This window comes from Streptomyces sp. IBSNAI002 (assembly GCF_052244475.1).
GTDB lineage: Bacteria > Actinomycetota > Actinomycetes > Streptomycetales > Streptomycetaceae > Streptomyces.
The window spans coordinates 8517058-8533043 of the sequence record NZ_JBQPXG010000002.1 but is presented as its reverse complement, the minus strand read 5'-3'; the positions used below and the strand labels follow the sequence as shown (position 1 = coordinate 8533043).

15 protein-coding genes and 5 pseudogenes are annotated in these 15986 nt (G+C 64.1%); 10 read left to right on the top strand and 10 right to left on the bottom strand.

Annotation, left to right across the window (positions count from 1 at the left end):
• Positions 1-53 precede the first annotated feature (53 nt).
• The 4 genes and pseudogenes from ACTVZO_RS39610 to ACTVZO_RS39595 all read left to right on the top strand — a co-directional run bounded on the left by ACTVZO_RS39610 (position 54) and on the right by ACTVZO_RS39595 (position 2309).
• On the top strand, positions 54-350 hold the full coding sequence (locus ACTVZO_RS39610) for a hypothetical protein (protein WP_443302982.1): 297 nt from the start codon (positions 54-56) through the stop codon (positions 348-350).
• A gap of 156 nt (positions 351-506) precedes the next feature.
• Positions 507-731 (top strand): annotated as a pseudogene (locus ACTVZO_RS39605) (integrase core domain-containing protein); the annotation flags it as partial.
• Positions 732-756: 25 nt separating this feature from the next.
• A pseudogene (locus tag ACTVZO_RS39600) lies at positions 757-906 on the top strand (IS5/IS1182 family transposase); the annotation flags it as partial.
• Between the two features lie 242 nt (positions 907-1148).
• Positions 1149-2309, top strand: coding sequence for a low temperature requirement protein A (locus ACTVZO_RS39595; protein WP_443302981.1), 1161 nt, complete (start codon positions 1149-1151; stop codon positions 2307-2309).
• A gap of 168 nt (positions 2310-2477) precedes the next feature.
• On the opposite strand, the gene ACTVZO_RS39590 is transcribed toward ACTVZO_RS39595, so the two are convergent.
• Positions 2478-3152 (bottom strand): IS6 family transposase, encoded by a 675-nt coding sequence (locus ACTVZO_RS39590; protein ID WP_443302980.1) that lies wholly within the window; start codon positions 3150-3152, stop codon positions 2478-2480.
• A 160-nt stretch (positions 3153-3312) separates the two neighbouring features.
• Between ACTVZO_RS39590 and ACTVZO_RS39585 the strand changes: the two genes are divergently transcribed.
• Both ACTVZO_RS39585 and ACTVZO_RS39580 read left to right on the top strand, forming a co-directional pair.
• Positions 3313-3807: a hypothetical protein gene (locus ACTVZO_RS39585; protein ID WP_443302979.1), complete on the top strand. Its 495-nt coding sequence runs from the start codon at positions 3313-3315 to the stop codon at positions 3805-3807.
• Positions 3808-3963: 156 nt separating this feature from the next.
• Positions 3964-4500: pseudogene (locus ACTVZO_RS39580) on the top strand (transposase family protein); the annotation flags it as partial.
• On the opposite strand, the pseudogene ACTVZO_RS39575 reads toward ACTVZO_RS39580, so the two are convergent.
• Positions 4477-5640, bottom strand: a pseudogene (locus tag ACTVZO_RS39575) (IS110 family transposase); the annotation flags it as partial. The pseudogenes ACTVZO_RS39580 and ACTVZO_RS39575 sit on opposite strands and share 24 nt — an antisense overlap.
• A 133-nt stretch (positions 5641-5773) precedes the next feature.
• Here ACTVZO_RS39575 and ACTVZO_RS39570 point away from each other — a divergent pair.
• Both ACTVZO_RS39570 and ACTVZO_RS39565 read left to right on the top strand, forming a co-directional pair.
• Entirely contained in the window at positions 5774-6073 is a 300-nt protein-coding gene (locus ACTVZO_RS39570; protein WP_443296350.1) for a transposase, read from the top strand.
• Entirely contained in the window at positions 6049-6999 is a 951-nt protein-coding gene (locus tag ACTVZO_RS39565) for an IS3 family transposase (RefSeq protein ID WP_443297474.1), read from the top strand. The genes ACTVZO_RS39570 and ACTVZO_RS39565 overlap by 25 nt, the downstream gene beginning before the upstream one ends.
• Positions 7000-7382: 383 nt before the next feature.
• Here ACTVZO_RS39565 and ACTVZO_RS39560 read toward each other — a convergent pair whose 3' ends face one another.
• From ACTVZO_RS39560 to ACTVZO_RS39550, 3 genes are all read right to left on the bottom strand, one after another.
• Positions 7383-7805 (bottom strand): transposase, encoded by a 423-nt coding sequence (locus ACTVZO_RS39560; RefSeq protein ID WP_443303419.1) that lies wholly within the window; start codon positions 7803-7805, stop codon positions 7383-7385.
• The gene (locus tag ACTVZO_RS39555) at positions 7742-8590 is read right to left on the bottom strand and encodes a transposase (RefSeq protein WP_443303418.1); all 849 of its coding nucleotides are present in this window, start codon (positions 8588-8590) and stop codon (positions 7742-7744) included. Before ACTVZO_RS39555 ends, ACTVZO_RS39560 begins: the two co-directional genes overlap by 64 nt.
• 150 nt (positions 8591-8740) lie before the next feature.
• On the bottom strand, positions 8741-9007 hold the full coding sequence (locus ACTVZO_RS39550; protein WP_443303417.1) for a transposase family protein: 267 nt from the start codon (positions 9005-9007) through the stop codon (positions 8741-8743).
• A gap of 294 nt (positions 9008-9301) precedes the next feature.
• On the opposite strand from ACTVZO_RS39550, the gene ACTVZO_RS39545 reads away from it, so the two are divergent.
• Positions 9302-9778, top strand: coding sequence for an allene oxide cyclase barrel-like domain-containing protein (locus ACTVZO_RS39545; protein ID WP_443302978.1), 477 nt, complete (start codon positions 9302-9304; stop codon positions 9776-9778).
• Between the two features lie 560 nt (positions 9779-10338).
• On the opposite strand, the gene ACTVZO_RS39540 is transcribed toward ACTVZO_RS39545, so the two are convergent.
• The gene (locus tag ACTVZO_RS39540) at positions 10339-13509 is read right to left on the bottom strand and encodes a hypothetical protein (RefSeq protein WP_443302977.1); all 3171 of its coding nucleotides are present in this window, start codon (positions 13507-13509) and stop codon (positions 10339-10341) included.
• A gap of 180 nt (positions 13510-13689) precedes the next feature.
• Positions 13690-13881: a hypothetical protein gene (locus ACTVZO_RS39535; protein ID WP_443302976.1), complete on the bottom strand. Its 192-nt coding sequence runs from the start codon at positions 13879-13881 to the stop codon at positions 13690-13692.
• Between ACTVZO_RS39535 and ACTVZO_RS39530 the strand changes: the two are divergent.
• Positions 13880-14409, top strand: a pseudogene (locus tag ACTVZO_RS39530) (IS6 family transposase); the annotation flags it as partial. The gene ACTVZO_RS39535 and the pseudogene ACTVZO_RS39530 overlap by 2 nt on opposite strands.
• Positions 14410-14440: 31 nt before the next feature.
• Here the strand turns inward: ACTVZO_RS39530 and ACTVZO_RS39525 are convergent.
• From ACTVZO_RS39525 to ACTVZO_RS39515, 3 genes are read right to left on the bottom strand one after another with little or no spacing between them, the layout of a single operon-like run.
• Positions 14441-14707: a hypothetical protein gene (locus ACTVZO_RS39525; RefSeq protein ID WP_443302975.1), complete on the bottom strand. Its 267-nt coding sequence runs from the start codon at positions 14705-14707 to the stop codon at positions 14441-14443.
• Between the two features lie 25 nt (positions 14708-14732).
• Entirely contained in the window at positions 14733-15683 is a 951-nt protein-coding gene (locus ACTVZO_RS39520) for an IS3 family transposase (protein ID WP_443297474.1), read from the bottom strand.
• The gene (locus tag ACTVZO_RS39515; protein ID WP_443296350.1) at positions 15659-15958 is read right to left on the bottom strand and encodes a transposase; all 300 of its coding nucleotides are present in this window, start codon (positions 15956-15958) and stop codon (positions 15659-15661) included. The genes ACTVZO_RS39520 and ACTVZO_RS39515 overlap by 25 nt, the downstream gene beginning before the upstream one ends.
• Positions 15959-15986 lie beyond the last annotated feature (28 nt).

Genomic DNA, 15986 nt, shown 5'->3' with positions numbered 1-15986 from the left:
ACCACGCGCTCCAAGGAGACCGAGGTGGTGATCTTCTCAAGCACCGCCGGTTGGTGGAGCTCGGGAAGTTCAGCGGCCACTGCCCGAACGGCACGTACCTGGACGCACGAAGCGACTACGCTCCCGGGCGGAAGAACCCCGGCGGGGTGAAAGTGTTCGAGCCTGGGGGCGTGGGCGTAACCACGTTCGGAACCCAATACGACTACCGGTCGGAGGGCCCCTTTACCTATCGGAGTACCCGGGTAGTACACGGAACGTACACGAACTGGACTGTCTACAACCACCCTCTCGAAGTACGACTCGTGTGCACCGACGACTACCAGCGCGCCAAGCAGCGGGTCTATCCCTGATCCTGGCCTCCTACAGAGCATTGTCACGTTTGTCCGCGGCGTGATCGTCTGATGGCGGGTCAGGGCGCGCCGACGCCCGGTGGTGGTCCGGGCACAGGCCATGGCGGGCAGGGCCGGTACTGCCTGTGATCTGGGGCCTTGACCCCTGATACCAATAGCGCGGACAACGCACTCGCCGAATCCTTCAACGCGACCTTCAAACGCGAAACCCTGCAGGGACGAAAGAGCTGGCCAGGCGAACACGAGGCCCGGCTCGACGCCTTCCGATGGCTCCACCGCTACAACACCCGGCGCCGGCACTCCCGCCTCGGACAACGATCACCGATCGCCTTCGAGAACACCTTCCACCCCACACCAGCTACGCTGGCACCAGCCGCATAACCCGTGTTCAGGATTCGGGGTCAAGGCCCCCCACGCACGCATCCGAGCCTTCGTCCAACGGGCCATCGCCACCCTCAAAGCCCGGCGCCTCCTACGCAAGCTCCGGTGCTCGACCGCCCGCATCACCAGCCTCGTCCAAGCCATCCTGACCCTGCATCTGGCCAGCTCAGACTGAGGATGGAAAAGGCTCAGTATCCGCTTCACCATCTGGAACCACGTCACGGGTGCCGCCGGCATGCCCGCCATAGCTTGAACCGGGGCCAGACCGGGCCCTGCCATGCCCTGACGCTCCATCAGGCAGCCGCATCACCGACAACGTGACAAGGCCCTGACAGTCGAGGTCCTTCCCTAACAAGCAACCCGAAATCCCATTACGCTGCCGAGAACGTAACATTCACCCACTTTGGAGAAGTTGCCATGACTGAACCGCCTGGAGCGACCTCGAGATCTCACCACCGACGCGTTAGATGGCTAGAACTATTTTTCGACCTGGCATTTGTCGCCTTTGCCTCACAACTATCTCACACGCTGCACGGGAATCCGGACTTTTTAGACTTTACACTGTTTCTCGCGCTATTCTTCCCTCCCTGGTGGTTGTGGATCAGTTACACGGTCTCTTCGAATATCGTTGAAGACGATAGCCCTAAGCGTCGGCTAATTATGCTGGCGGCGATGACATGTCTAGTCTTCATGGCTGCTGCCGTTCCTATGGCATCCTCGAGCACGGGGGCTGCTTATGCTCTTGGGTACGCAGGGACAAGGTTTTTGCTGCTTGGCATGTGGTGGCCAGCAACTCGTGCAACCTCACCCCTTAGGGTTCCGAAGTGGCAGCCATTGGTCTACTGCCTTTCCTTTGGATCCCTATGGGCGACGTCCGCTTTCGTCCCCGAGCCGTGGCGCTATCTTTTGTGGATATCCCTCATGGTGGCCGAGGTCACGTTGGTGCTATTCGACCAGGGCGGCAGAATTACGAAGCGACTTCACATAGGCCACCTCGTGGAACGAGTCGGACTATTTGTGATTATTATGCTTGGCGAGTCTATCCTGTCTTTGGTTAAATCCATGGGAGTATCTTGGTCGTTCACGTCTGGCGTGGTCGCCGGAGTTGGTTTCGTACTACTGGCCTCCCTCTGGTGGTCCTATTTCGATTTCGGCTCGGCATCTCTGGAAACAGTTCTTGGAGCTTCAGGCGGGCGGTCTTCCTACCCCCTTGCTCGAGACGTAACCGGACTATTGCATTTTTTTGTAACCGCTGCAGTTATGTGCATCGCCGCAGGCCTCGCTACTGCAGTGGAGGAATCAGAGCACGCGCATCTACCCGGTGGTGCAGTTATTGCGCTTGCGGGCGGCCTAGCGCTCTACCATCTAGCCCATGCTGGAATCGCGCTGAGGATAGGCATACCGCTGAAAAAAGTCGCCCCTTGGGTGCTACCGGGCGTTGCAATACCTGTCCTCATCATCGCGTTCAATGAGCACTTCTCGCCCTCGATGGTCGTATTGATACTCGCAGCCGAATCAATTCTTCACCTGCTCTACGCACAATACAGTGTACGCAAAAATAGGGTAGTTGAACCTTGATGTCGACATCCTGATGCTATTGATCAGAAACTCCAAGGGTCCCGTCGAGGACGTAGCGGACGTGGGGCTGTGTCTTGAATTTGGGTGTAGCCGGGCGTTGTCACATTGTTGGCAGCATGATCGTTTGGTGGCGCGTCAGGGCCTGGTGGGGTATCGCCGACCCGTTGCTCAGGCCGTGGCGAGCACGCGGGCGGCGGCGCCGGTGATGTGGTTCCAGATGGTGAAGCGGATGCTCATTTCGAGGCGGTACCGGCCGGCGGTCATGAGGTGGCGGTGGGGGCGGAAGTGGGGTGAGATCCCGGTGAACGCGGACAGGAAGCGTTGTGCTCCGCCGACGGTGCGGAAGCTTTTCATTGCGCGTTCGCGCTGCCTGGTGGGCTGGTGGGAGTTCTCCGCCCGGTTGTTCAATCCCGTGTGAGAGCGGTGCTCGACCGAGGGCATCACCTCACGGTGCGCAGCCCCGTACGACTTCAGCTTGTCCGTGACGACCACCCGGGGCACCTGCCCGGTCGTGGTGAGGAGCCGGCGGAAGAAACGCCTGGCCGCAGCCTTGTCGAGCCGGTTCTGGACCAGGATGTCGAGCACGTTGCCGTCGGCGTCGACGGCCCGCCACAAGTACCTCTGCACCCCGCCGATCTTGACGAAGACCTCGTCCAGGTGCCATTTGTCGCCCGGCTGCGGGCGCCTGCGGCGCAGGCTGTTGGCGTACGCCTGACCGAACTTGAGACACCACCGCCGGACCGTCTCATACGAGACGACGATGCCGCGCCCGAGCATCATCTCCTCCACCTCACGGAAGGAGAGCGGGAACCGCAAGTACAGCCACACACAGTGCGAGATCACCTCGACCGGGTACGCAGCTCCTCTATTCGGGCGACCATGCGGAGCGGCGCAGTGTCACTCCTTCTCCTGTCCGAGAAAGTGGTGGAAACTGAGGATGGGACAATACGCAATGAAGCGACATGTAGCCGTTGGTGCCGCGAGTGTTCTGGTGGCTCTGAGTGTGCTGACCACACCGGCCGCCGCGGCTTCCGGAAGCACCGGATCGTCAGGATGTGCTCGCGAGGCTGCAGACTTCATCCACGCCCCCAAGGGCCACGGCAACGCCGCGTTCACGATCTCAAGCCCGGTGACGAATGACGGGTCGAAGGTGGCGACCGTGCGTTTCCTGAAGGACAACAAGCTCGAGATCACTACGGTGAAGTCCAACGAAACCACCTACACCCCCGTCCCGGGGAATCCAGAGGCCCCGGAGTGGGAGTTTGAGCCTGCGGGACGGCCAGGGAACCCGTCCCCTGGGACCATGAACTTCGCCACCGTGGTCCAGGACAGTGAAGGAAACCTTTATGTCACCGCGTTCGCGGTGACCATTCCGGTATGCCAGAAGGGCAGTAGCCGAGTGGCTGAACTGCGCGGGACCCGAACCACCCTGTTCGTGACGGCCAATGGCGGCCAGGAGTTCGAGGGCCTGCCTGGCGCGTACTCCGCCAGCAGATAGACAGGGCTTGACGAGCGAACACTGAGCTTCACTCTGAAGCTTCTATAGATCGTCAAGCTGTAGGAGACGGCCCGATAGCGCGGGTGTGTCCAGTTAACGGCTCTCTCTCACATTCGGTGGCAATGCTGAGTGGCGGAGGTCGTTGTTGTTGATGTGATGGATGTCAACGAGCTTGTGCAGATGGCGCTTTCGGGGACATCGCCGCTGGTCATCGAGGATGTAGCCGATGAGGGCGGGCGGGTCGTGGTGAGGGCGCGGGCTCCGAGAGAGCCCGCGCCCTGCCCGGTGTGCAGGGTGCTGTCGGGGCAGGTGCACGGGTATCACTGGCGGACGGTGGCCGATGTGCCGGTCGACGGCCGGCGGGTGGTGCTCCGAGTACGGGTGCGGCGCTTGGTGTGTCCCACGCGCGGGTGCCGCCAGACCTTCCGCGAGCAGGTGCCCGGGGTGTTGGAGCGCTGTCAGCGGCGCACTCCCCGTCTGGCCAGGCAGGTCAAGGCGGTGGTGAAGGAGTTGGCGGGAGTACGGTTGCTGGCGGCACTGGCCATTGGCCTGTCCCGTAACACGGCCCTCCGCGTTCTGCTGGGCATCCCGCTGCCGGACGGACGGGTGCCGAGAGTGGTTGGTGTCGACGACTTCGCTCTGCGCCGGCGGCACCGCTACGCCACCGTCGTAGCACCGTCGGTCACGGATCAGAGCCCATAGGACGCTGACGCGTCGGCGGGCAAGGGCGAGTACCGCCTGGACGTGTTTCTTCCCTTCAGCTCGTTTGCGATCGTAGAACTTCCGGGAGTTCGGATCGCATCGGACGCTGACCAGCGCGGACGTGTAGAAGACACGCTGAAGCCGCCGGTGGTAGGTGACTGGTCGGTGGAGGTTGCCGCTGACCTTGCCGGAGTCGCGAGGCGCCGGTGCGACGCCGGCGAAGGCCGCCAGGGCGTCCGGGGAGTCGAACTCGTCCAGGCTGCCGCCGACGGCGGCGAGGAACTCCGCGCCCAGCACGGTGCCGATGCCGGGGACGCTCAGGACGATGTCGGCGAGCTCGTGCTCGCGAGACCGGCCCTCTATGAGCTTGTCCATCTCGGAAACCTGCTCGTTGAGGGCCATCACCTCCTCGGCCAGGGTATGGACCAGCTTCGCGATGGTCTTCTCCCCGGGGACAGCGGTGTGCTGCCGCTCGGCGGCTTCGACGGCCGCTTCAGCCAGGGCCCTGGCGTTTCGGACCTTGCGGTTGGCCAGCCACTTCGCCAGCCTCGTGACTCCGGCGCGCCGGATCGCGGCCGGGGCCTGGTAGCCCGTCAGGAGTCGGAGCGGACCGGTGTTGGTGACCTCCAGGGCCCGCTCCAGAGCCGGGAACATGCTCAGCAGGGTGCCGCGCAGGCGGTTGACACTGCGAGTACGGTCCTCGACCAGGTCGGGCCGACGGCCGGTCAGCATCTTCAGCTCGATGGCAGCCTCGTCGCCGGGGCGGATGGGCCGCAGGTCACGGCGCATTCTGGCCTGGCCGGCGATCACATAGGCATCGCGGGCATCGGTCTTGCCCTCACCGCGGTAGCCGTCGGACGCCCGGTTGACCAGCCGGCCGGGCACGTAGAGGACTTCCTGGCCATGGCTGATCAGCAGAGCCAGCAACAGCGCGGGCTCGCCGCCGGTCATGTCGATGGCCCAGGTGACCTCGCGACCATTGGCCAGCTCAAGGACGTCGCCGATCAGCTGCAGCAGCTCGGGCTCGTCGTTGGCGACCCGCCGCGACAGGAGTGTCTTCCCGTTCACGTCCAGTGCAAGGCCGTGGTGGTGCCCCTTGCCACTGTCGACCCCCGCCCATATCCGGCTCATCGTTCTCCTGAGGTGCGTGCTCGTTCTGTTCGTACCACGGACGACCTCGCCGGCATTGCTCTACTCAGCGACTTGTTCGCACTTCTGTGCTTCCCCTCGTAGCGTGGAGTCGTGACCCGATAAGGAGTTGAGGGTGGGGAAGCGACGTAGCTACGACGCGGAGTTCCGTGAGGGGGCCGTGCGGATCGTGCTGGAGACGGGCAAGCCGGCTGCGGAGGTCGCGCGGGATCTGGGTGTGCACGAGGGCACGCTGCAGACCTGGGTGAGCCGGGCCCGCGGGGCCGCGGAGACGGGTACCGGCCCTCTGGAGGAATCCGAGCGGGAGGAACTGGCCCGGCTCCGGGCGGAGAATCAGCGGTTGCGCAAGGAGACCGTCGAGCTCGGGATGGAGCGTGATGTCCTCAAGCGATGCATGGTCCTGTGGGTGAAGTAGCTGATTGGGACCCGGCGGTACTCGTCGGGGTGATCAGCGACTGCAGGACCGAGGAGAAGATCCCGCACACCGTGGCCTGCCGCGCGCTCGGTGTGTCACCGGCCTGGTACTACAAATGGCGTGGCAGGCCTGCAAATTTGACGAAGCGTGAGGTCAGACGGGCCGCGCTGACCGAGAGGATCAAGCACTTCTTCGACGCGTCGGGTCGGACCTACGGCTCGCCCAGGATCACGCTTGACCTGTGGGCCGAGGGCTGGCAAGTGTCCGTGAACACGGTCGCCGAGATCATGTCCGAGGAGGGCTGGTACGGCCGCGAACCGAAAAGGCGCAAGGGCCTGACTCGCCAGGGCAAGCGGAAAGCAGTCCGCGACCTGGTCGGACGGCACTTCGACGCGATCGCTCCCGACGTGCTCTGGGTGGGTGACATGACCGAGATCGACACCGGCGAGGGCAAGCTCTACCTGGCCACCGTCATCGACCTGTTCTCCCGCCGCTGCCTCGGATACGCCATGGACGCCCGCCACGACGCCGCCCTGGTCAGCGCGTCCCTGCAGATGGCCGCCGCGACCCGCGGCGGCGACGTGGACGGAGTGATCTTCCACTCCGACAGGGGCAGCGAATACGCCTCCGCCGCCTACAACAGCCTGTGCGACCGACTCGGCGTGGTCCAGTCCATGGGCCGCGTGGGGTCCTGTTTCGACAACGCCGCCGCCGAGGCGTTCAACTCCACCGTCAAGACCGAGTACATCCACCGGCACCGGTTCACCACCCGCGCCGAAGCCCGGATCAAGATCGCCACGTGGATCGCCGACTTCTACAACACCAGACGCCGACACACCCGTGCCGGCGGACTTCCACCCGTGGAGTTCGAACAGAAGATCAGCCAGCAACGCAGCCAAGCCCACCAGAGGGCCGAAGCCGCATAGAAGAGGACTCTACGTTTCCAGGGGATTGACACTTCCTCATCGGCGGCCGAGTCGTCGTGGGGTGCCGGGCGGCGAAGGGAGGGCAGCCACGATTCGGCAGCGGCCTGATAGCCACACCCAGCACCCCTGGGCGACCCAACCCTCCGAATGGCTCGATCAACCCGCTCAAGAAGGTAGAGCGGCCTGAACAACCAGCCGTTGAAGGCCCCTTCCTACCTCCCTCAATCACACCCCCGACAACGTGACCGTGCCGTCCAAACAGCACGCAGCGCAGCAGCCCGCCGGCTCCAAGCCGAGCTCAGAGCCGCCGAGAAACTCCGCCGCCGTCGCGTGTCGGCGTACACATGAACGGACTCTGTCGCTGATCTTGTGATCGGCTGGGTTCAGGTTCTGAGGAGGATCCGGGTTCGAAGGAGGTCGAGTCTGGCCCGGCCGTAGCCGGCTCGCTTGATCAGTTTGACGCGGGTGACCTGGCCTTCGACCTGTCCCGAACTCCAGGTTGAGGAGAGGCCGGCGACGACGGCGTCCTGGTCGTGGAGGAGGCCGCGGGCGAACTGCTGCAACGACGGCAGGTCGCTGTTGTGGACCTGCTCGATCCATTCGAGGACGTCCTGCCCGCGCCGCTCGTGCATGAGGACGGCGAAAGCGCGGACGTGCTCGACGGCCGTGTCGAGTTCGGGGCAGGCGGCCCGGACAGCCTTGAGGGCGACGACTTCGTGCGGCCGGAGCCGGTCGGTGTGGGTCATGACCCAGCGAAGTGCCCGTCTCGGTTTGGGTAGGGCCGGAGGTGGCGGGGCGGTCTCGATGCCCTGTTTGAGCTGGCGAACGTAGTGGTTGACGACGGTGCGATCACCGCGGAATCCCTGATCCCGGACCTCTCTGAAGAGCTGGCTGGCGTTGCGGCAGCCCTGGATGAAGCGTTTGTAGAGGTAGGGCTTGTAGTCGTCCAGAAGGGTGCGCCGCTGGGTGGCCTTGACCAGCAGCTGGTCAACGTCCCGGGTTTGGACGTATCGGCGGACGGCAGTAGTCCAGGTCGAGGTCGCGGCTGATGCCGCGCAGTGAACGGCCTTGGGCCAGCAGTTCGTGGACTTGGCGATGCCGTTCGCGGATCCGGGCCGACGATCCGGCGTGGGCGCCCGTTGACATCGAGAGTCCCGTCCGGCGGGGGCGCCGAGGCCTCCTCTCGAGCTTCCCCAGCGGTTTCGTGGCCAGCGCGGATGCAAGCGTAGTGGCTGGTCAGAGTCCTCTCGACGGCCTTAGCAAGGTTGTTCCACAGGTGCCACACGTCTGCGATCTGGACCGCTTGCGGCGCGGCCGCTCTGGCTGCCTCGGCATAGGCGGAAGCCCGGTCACGGCAGACGATCTCCACCTCCGGATGCTCTGCGAGCCACCGGGCGACCGTCTCGGCTTCCCGGCCGGGCAGGACGTCGATGGGTCGGCGGGCTTCAAGGTCGACCAGGATCGTCGCGTAGTTGTGGCCCTTGAGCAGGGCGAACTCGTCCACTCCCAGGACCCGCACCGCGCCGGGTTCCTCCAGGTCAGAGGCACGGAGAAGCCGAAGCAGGGTATCCTTCGCCACCAGTATTCCCATCCGCCGGGCCAGACGGGCTCCGGCCCGGCCGGCCAGGGCTTCGGCGACCCGGGCCAGCATCTTGCGCAGGACTGGGGTGTGTCGGGCGTGAGGACTGGTCAGTCCCGGTATCTGTTCGGCGAACGTCACCGTCGGGCATCCGGCACTGAGTCACTTGAACCGGCGGACCGTAAGCCGGATCACCACCGGTGCGGTCCCGACGGCCGCATCCGCCAGCCGTCGCTCGTACCGGCCGTGCACCCGCCACGACAGAGACCTGCACCGCGGACACCTCACCGCGTCGGCGCGGGCACGCGCACGAAACGTGACCACACCCGCGTCCCGCGAGATCGACTCCACCACCACCTCCCAGGCCGAGGAAGAACTGAGCGCCACCACGCAGGCAGACCGACGTGCCCTGGCCCGCCCCGACTTCATTCCCCACGGCGCCGCACCGGGTGCTACGCCGACTCCGTTTGTGGTGAAGGCCAGCCGGCGGACCGCGTCCTCGACCGGCATCAGTCACCCTTCGGGCCGCGACCGGCTCTTCAGACCGGTGTAAATCCTCACCCGGATGGAGACGACTGAGCGCGGAAAGACTGGCGCCATGCCACCGTGACGGGAGCAAGGCATATTTCCCGGGACCGGAATCGACACCTCAGGGTGTTCGCCATACGCGATCCAGGATGCATGCCGATAGCTCCCCCGAATGCTAACGGAGGACGAATTTCGATGGCTGTGACGAAGGGTATGGCGTGGGGGACCGCGTCCCTGCTGTTCGCAGGCTGGGCTGCGTGGAGTCAGGCGGCACCGAACAACTCGGTGGAAACCCACCACGTGATCGCGGAGGTAACTCAAGATTACATGATCGACACGGGTGATAAAGGGAGAGGGCCAGGGGATGTACTCACCCGCAGCGCCGACATCCTTCAGGATGGAGAGAAGATCGGGGTCAGCGGAGTGCAATGCACGATGGTGGCTATCGATAAGCAAACCAAGGGAATCGGAACGCAGTGCGTCGGCACGCTTCTTTTGGATGACGGGAAAATCACTTTTCAGAATCTAGATTTCAACCCCGGAGGGCCGCCCAAGGAGTCCGATTCCGCGATCACGGGAGGAACACAAGAGTACGAGGGGGTTCGGGGGTCTCTACACGTTGTTCGCATTTCGCCGACCACCGAGGAAGTCACTCTGCGTCTGCGCCGCTAGGTTTTCTCCGCAAATGTCCATGAGGAGGTGCTGTCACGTTGTCGGTGGTGCGGCTGACTGATGGCGCGTCAGAGCATGCCGTGCTCCGGTCTGCTCCGATGCTCAGGCCGTGGCGTGCACGCCGACGGCGGGCAAGCCCCAGTACGACATCCCGGACGTGCCGCATGCCATGCGCCCGACCGACTCTGGGACCTTCGTGCTTGGCGACTGCTGCGCTGCTCCACAAGTGTTCGGCCAGCAAGACACCAGCCACGGCTGCATCGGGCTCGCCGACGCCAAGGGTGGTAAGGACCCGAACACCGCGGCCGCGGCCGCGTGGTTCGACGACAACTCCCAGGTCGGCGACGTGGTGATCGTCAAGGATTCGGGCGGCACAGCCGTTCGGCCGGATCAATGGGCTGAACGACTGGAACCTGGACTGGAGCCAGTGGAGCAACGATTCGATTCCGGGCTGAGCCATGGACGTGACACGGGCCGGCCCCGGGAGCGACCGCCCCGCCTCCTTCATGGAGGGTGGGGCCCTCCCGACTCCGGCCCGCGTCCGTTCGACGCTGTCGCGGTCAGCGGCGACGCCGGGAAGCGATCATCAGGGCCGCGCCGATACCGGCCGCGCCCAGGGCTCCGCCTCCCCACCACAGGGCGTTGCTGCCCGTGGAGGCAAGGACCTGGTCGACGAGCGACTGATCGCCGTCGTCCTTCTTGCCGCCGTCGCCGGCGGGCGGGTTCTGCCCGTCGCCGGGCGGCGGGGTCGGGTCACCGGGGTTGTCCGGGGTGCCAGGGTCACCGGGCTTGCCTGGGTCATCCGGGTTGCCGGGGTCATCGGGCTTGCCGGGGTCATCGGGCTCGTCGGCCGTGACCTTCACGCTGGTACTGCCGCAGATGTCCTGGCACTCCTGGGGGTTGGCCGCGTCGGAGCGGGCCGCCAGTACGTCGAACCGCAGGTCCTTCGCCTCCTCCGGGGTGAAGGTGAGCGTCAGCGACTTCTCCTCCCCGGACTTCAGGTCGCCGACCTTCCAGGTCCCGAAGCCCTCGCCGCCCGGCTCACCGTTGAAGTCCGTGCCGCCGTCGTGGGTGAGGCCGTTCACCTGGGGCAGGTCGACCTCGACGACCGTGTTGCGGGCCGTCGAGGGGCCCTCCTTGTTGGCGACCGTGACCTTCACCTTGGCCTGCTCGCCGACCTTGACGGCGTTCTTGCCGTCCACCGCCGCGATGGACACGTCGAGGCCCGCGACCTGCTGCACCTCGACACTCTTCTCCACAGAGTCTCCGATCTTGCTGCCCTTGCTCTCGTCCAGCCGCGTCTTCGACTGCTTCAGGGTGGCCCGGTAGTCCAACTTGTCGTGGTCGGGGAGCACCGTACCGGTGAGCGTCAGGACGGCCTGGCCACCGATCGGCACATCGGCCGGCTTCCAGAGACCGTCCTCATACGAGCCCCCGTTCGACCCGGGCGTCGCCTCGGCATCACCGACACCAGCGGGCACCGGGACCTCGATCTCAAGCCCCTTCGCCGTCGACACACCGGGATTGTCCGTCTTCACCGACCACGTGACCTGCTGACCGGGCAACGGCCTGCTACTCATGTCCCCCTCCGGAGTGACCGTCATCCGCGCCGCGGCCCGCTGGACCACGTTCAGCTCGCTCACGGCCATGTGACCCTCGATGTCGTTCGCGTCGTCACACGATTTGTAGCCGCGGGAATCGGGGATGGCGGGGTCGGCGCCCTTGACGCAGACCCGGTGAATCGTGGTCCCCTGGTCCGCGGGTAGGACCCCTTCCACGGTCAAGTCGACCGTCTCGCCGGATCTGACGTTGGGGATCGTCCACACTCCGTTCTCGTAGTAGGTGCCCTCCGGGCCGGTCCACTTGCCCTGTGTCATGCCATCGGGCATGACGTGCGTGATCTCCACGCTCTTGGCGTTGGAGGGTCCCTCGTTCGTCACGGCGATCTTGTACGTGACGCGATCACCCGGCGAGTACTCCTCCGGAGCACCGGCTGCGGGAGGTACCACCGATACACCGACCTTGAACTTCGCGTTCCGATCGATGCCGAAGGTCTCTTCGGAGGTGTTGTTTCCGGGATTGATTTCCGCCAGGCCCTCGTACGAAGACGCATCGAGCGTGGCCTCGACATGCAGGGTCGGCTCGTCGGAGGGCACGACGACGGGCAGCGTCAGCGTGGCGCTGTCGTTGGTCTTGAGCACGCCGACGGTCCACAGCCCCTTGTCGTAACCGTCAACCTTCTCGGCCAGTTCGGTGCCACGGGGAAGAGGAACGTGCACCTTGACTTCCCGGGAGGTCGCCGGGCCGTTGTTCGTGGCCTCGACTGAAATCCACACCTTCTCCCCCGGCTTCAAGGCGTCACCCTCTTTTATCGGCCCACTGGCATTACGTACATGAGCCTGGACCGCGAGATCGATCTGGTTCGTGGAATCTTTCTCGTAGAGAATTTCCTTATTGTTAGAATTCGTATCGAGACTCCCGGATGAAATAGATGCATGGACCCGCAGCGGGCCCGTGCCGAGCACCTTGCCAGAAAAGACAATTTCTTTGGATTCTCCGTTCTTCAGCAACGGAATCGAGCATTCGAGATAGCCTCCGACCTTACTGCATCCATCTGCCGAGAATCCTTCGATGCCCGACGGATTAGGAATCTTCAGGAGCACCTGGCGAGCGTCTTCCGGGCCGCCGTTCTTGACGGCTACGACAACGTCAGCTTGCTCCCCCACCTGGTATTCAGATTTCGTGAATCCGCCACCCGCAGCGAAACCGACGTCGACACGAGCAATTCCTACGTTTGACGCCTTGATGGAGGTCTGCACCTCGTCGAGAGAAAGAACCGGGGACTGTAGGAACGCTTGGCCAAGCGCTATGGCCTTCTGCTTGTCGGTGATTTTTATTTTATAGGAGACCCTGTAGTGGTCACCCGCCTTCAAATCGCCTCCACGGCCCCCCGAAGCCCCTTGACCGACCGGGATCACGAGCTTCCTCGTGTTCGCATCGAACGTCACACCACCGACAGGGACGAGCACTGGCGTATTTCCCGGATCCACGCGAACAAGCTTCGCCGAATTCTGCTCGTACTCGACACCATCCGGGAGGGTCACCCCAAACGTGGCGCCATGCCCCGGTATTCCGCCCTCGTCAACGAGGTCGTACGAGACTTCACTGGGTTCCCCAAGCTGCAGTGGTGCAACGGCTGCGGGAGTGCCGCTGATCGCAGGAAGGTACTCGACCTTCACATTGTCAATTACCACATCCCGCGTTCCACCCATCGGCGAAGAGAGAGTCAGCCGCACATCCGTCGGTGAAGCAACATCAAGTTGGGTGGTGATCGTTTTCCAATTAACCCCCACCTTATCGTCCGACCCCTTCGCCTGACCTAGGCTGTAATTGACTACGGCGTTCTGAGTGACCGCTGCAGCCTTTACGTCGAAGCTGAGTCGAATTTTTCCGGCTTGTACGTGAAAAATTTGATAAAGATCACTCTTATGGAGGGCGACGGTCTGATTCCCAGCCGTAGGTTCGTAAGAATTGCTGAGTGTCGGAGTTATGAGCCTTTCATCCTTCCAGCCAGTCGGAAAGATGTTCGTGGGGGAAGAAACCACAGGGTCTTCAAAGCTGCCGTTTTTGAAGCCGGGCGGCGCCACGGGAACCGATGCAGAATCTGCACTCGTCTCGGCGCTCGCATACTGGAGCGTGATCGCGGACGTGAGAAGCGAAGCGGTCGCCATCCCAGCCAACACCATTCTTCTTGAGGTCCGATATTTCCTGCCACCCATGCGTACGGCCTTCCATTCTAAATGCCAGTGGTTGTATTAGAGGAAATGCTGGAATACCCGCGCGGCCCTCGCAAGGGCCGGAGGAGCAGTCGTCCGGACCAACGGTGAAGGGCAAAGTCGTTGATCATGCTGTCAGGAGCAGGTTGACGGGGCGGTTGGTGTCGCGGACGTGATGTCGTAGAGCGGCGGCGATGCTTCGTGGCCGTGAAGGCCCAGGAGGGTGATCGCGGTGTTGCGGAGACCTGCCATGACGCGGGGTGCGTTGCCGGTGCGGACCTGGGAACGGTCTTCGTCGTAGGTGACGTCGCGGACCGGTGCTGTCATGTTGCCGGTGGTGGGAGTGGGATGCTCTTCGGAGTGTCCGTCCGGGGCGGGGCCCGATCGTGTCAACCACTACTACCCGGCCGAGGTCATCGCCTACTGCGTGTGGCTGTACTTTCGCTTCCCCCGCTCCTTCCGCGAGGTCGAGGAGACGAGGCTCGAGCGCGGCATCGTCGTCTCGTACGAGACAGTTCGGCGGTGGTGTCTGAGTTCGGCCAGACCTACGCCAACGCCCTGCGCCGCAGGCCCCCGCAGCCAGGCGACACATGGCATCTCGACGAGGTCTTCATCAAGATCCGCGGGGTGCAGAAGTACTTGTGGCGTGCCGTCGATGCCGACGGCAACGTCCTCGACATCCTGGTGCAGAACCGCCAGGACAAGACCGCGGCCAGGCGCTTCTTCCGCCGGCTCAGCACCACCACCGGCCAGGTACCCCGGGTGATCGTCACGGACAAGCTCCGCTCCTACGGGGCAGGGCATCACCACCCCGTTCAACTCCGGCGTCAACGAGGGCCGCATCACCGATGCCAAACTCCAGAAGCGGGTCATGGCCAGGGTTTGGTCAAGTTCCGTAGGAGTTCGGATCGTGGGTAATGCCCAGGATGCGGAGTGCTCGTTCGGGTTCGTTTCGAATCGCTCGCGTGGTCTTGGCGTTGTTGTTGGCTCCGATGGTTTTCAGGGCGCCGATGGCGAGGTTGCGGAGGGTTGCCATGGCGCGGGGTGCGGTGTCGGTGTGGACGGTGGATGCGTCCTCGGCGAAGGTGACGTCTCTGATGTGGTGCGAGGAGTTCTCGATCCCCCAGTGCCCGCGGATCGGGATGGCTGTCAATCCCCTGGAAACGTAGAGTCCTCTTCTATGCGGCTTCGGCCCTCTGGTGGGCTTGGCTGCGTTGCTGGCTGATCTTCTGTTCGAACTCCACGGGTGGAAGTCCGCCGGCACGGGTGTGTCGGCGTCTGGTGTTGTAGAAGTCGGCGATCCACGTGGCGATCTTGATCCGGGCTTCGGCGCGGGTGGTGAACCGGTGCCGGTGGATGTACTCGGTCTTGACGGTGGAGTTGAACGCCTCGGCGGCGGCGTTGTCGAAACAGGACCCCACGCGGCCCATGGACTGGACCACGCCGAGTCGGTCGCACAGGCTGTTGTAGGCGGCGGAGGCGTATTCGCTGCCCCTGTCGGAGTGGAAGATCACTCCGTCCACGTCGCCGCCGCGGGTCGCGGCGGCCATCTGCAGGGACGCGCTGACCAGGGCGGCGTCGTGGCGGGCGTCCATGGCGTATCCGAGGCAGCGGCGGGAGAACAGGTCGATGACGGTGGCCAGGTAGAGCTTGCCCTCGCCGGTGTCGATCTCGGTCATGTCACCCACCCAGAGCACGTCGGGAGCGATCGCGTCGAAGTGCCGTCCGACCAGGTCGCGGACTGCTTTCCGCTTGCCCTGGCGAGTCAGGCCCTTGCGCCTTTTCGGTTCGCGGCCGTACCAGCCCTCCTCGGACATGATCTCGGCGACCGTGTTCACGGACACTTGCCAGCCCTCGGCCCACAGGTCAAGCGTGATCCTGGGCGAGCCGTAGGTCCGACCCGACGCGTCGAAGAAGTGCTTGATCCTCTCGGTCAGCGCGGCCCGTCTGACCTCACGCTTCGTCAAATTTGCAGGCCTGCCACGCCATTTGTAGTACCAGGCCGGTGACACACCGAGCGCGCGGCAGGCCACGGTGTGCGGGATCTTCTCCTCGGTCCTGCAGTCGCTGATCACCCCGACGAGTACCGCCGGGTCCCAATCAGCTACTTCACCCACAGGACCATGCATCGCTTGAGGACATCACGCTCCATCCCGAGCTCGACGGTCTCCTTGCGCAACCGCTGATTCTCCGCCCGGAGCCGGGCCAGTTCCTCCCGCTCGGATTCCTCCAGAGGGCCGGTACCCGTCTCCGCGGCCCCGCGGGCCCGGCTCACCCAGGTCTGCAGCGTGCCCTCGTGCACACCCAGATCCCGCGCGACCTCCGCAGCCGGCTTGCCCGTCTCCAGCACGATCCGCACGGCCCCCTCACGGAACTCCGCGTCGTAGCTACGTCGCTTCCCCACCCTCAACTCCTTATCGGGTCACGACTCC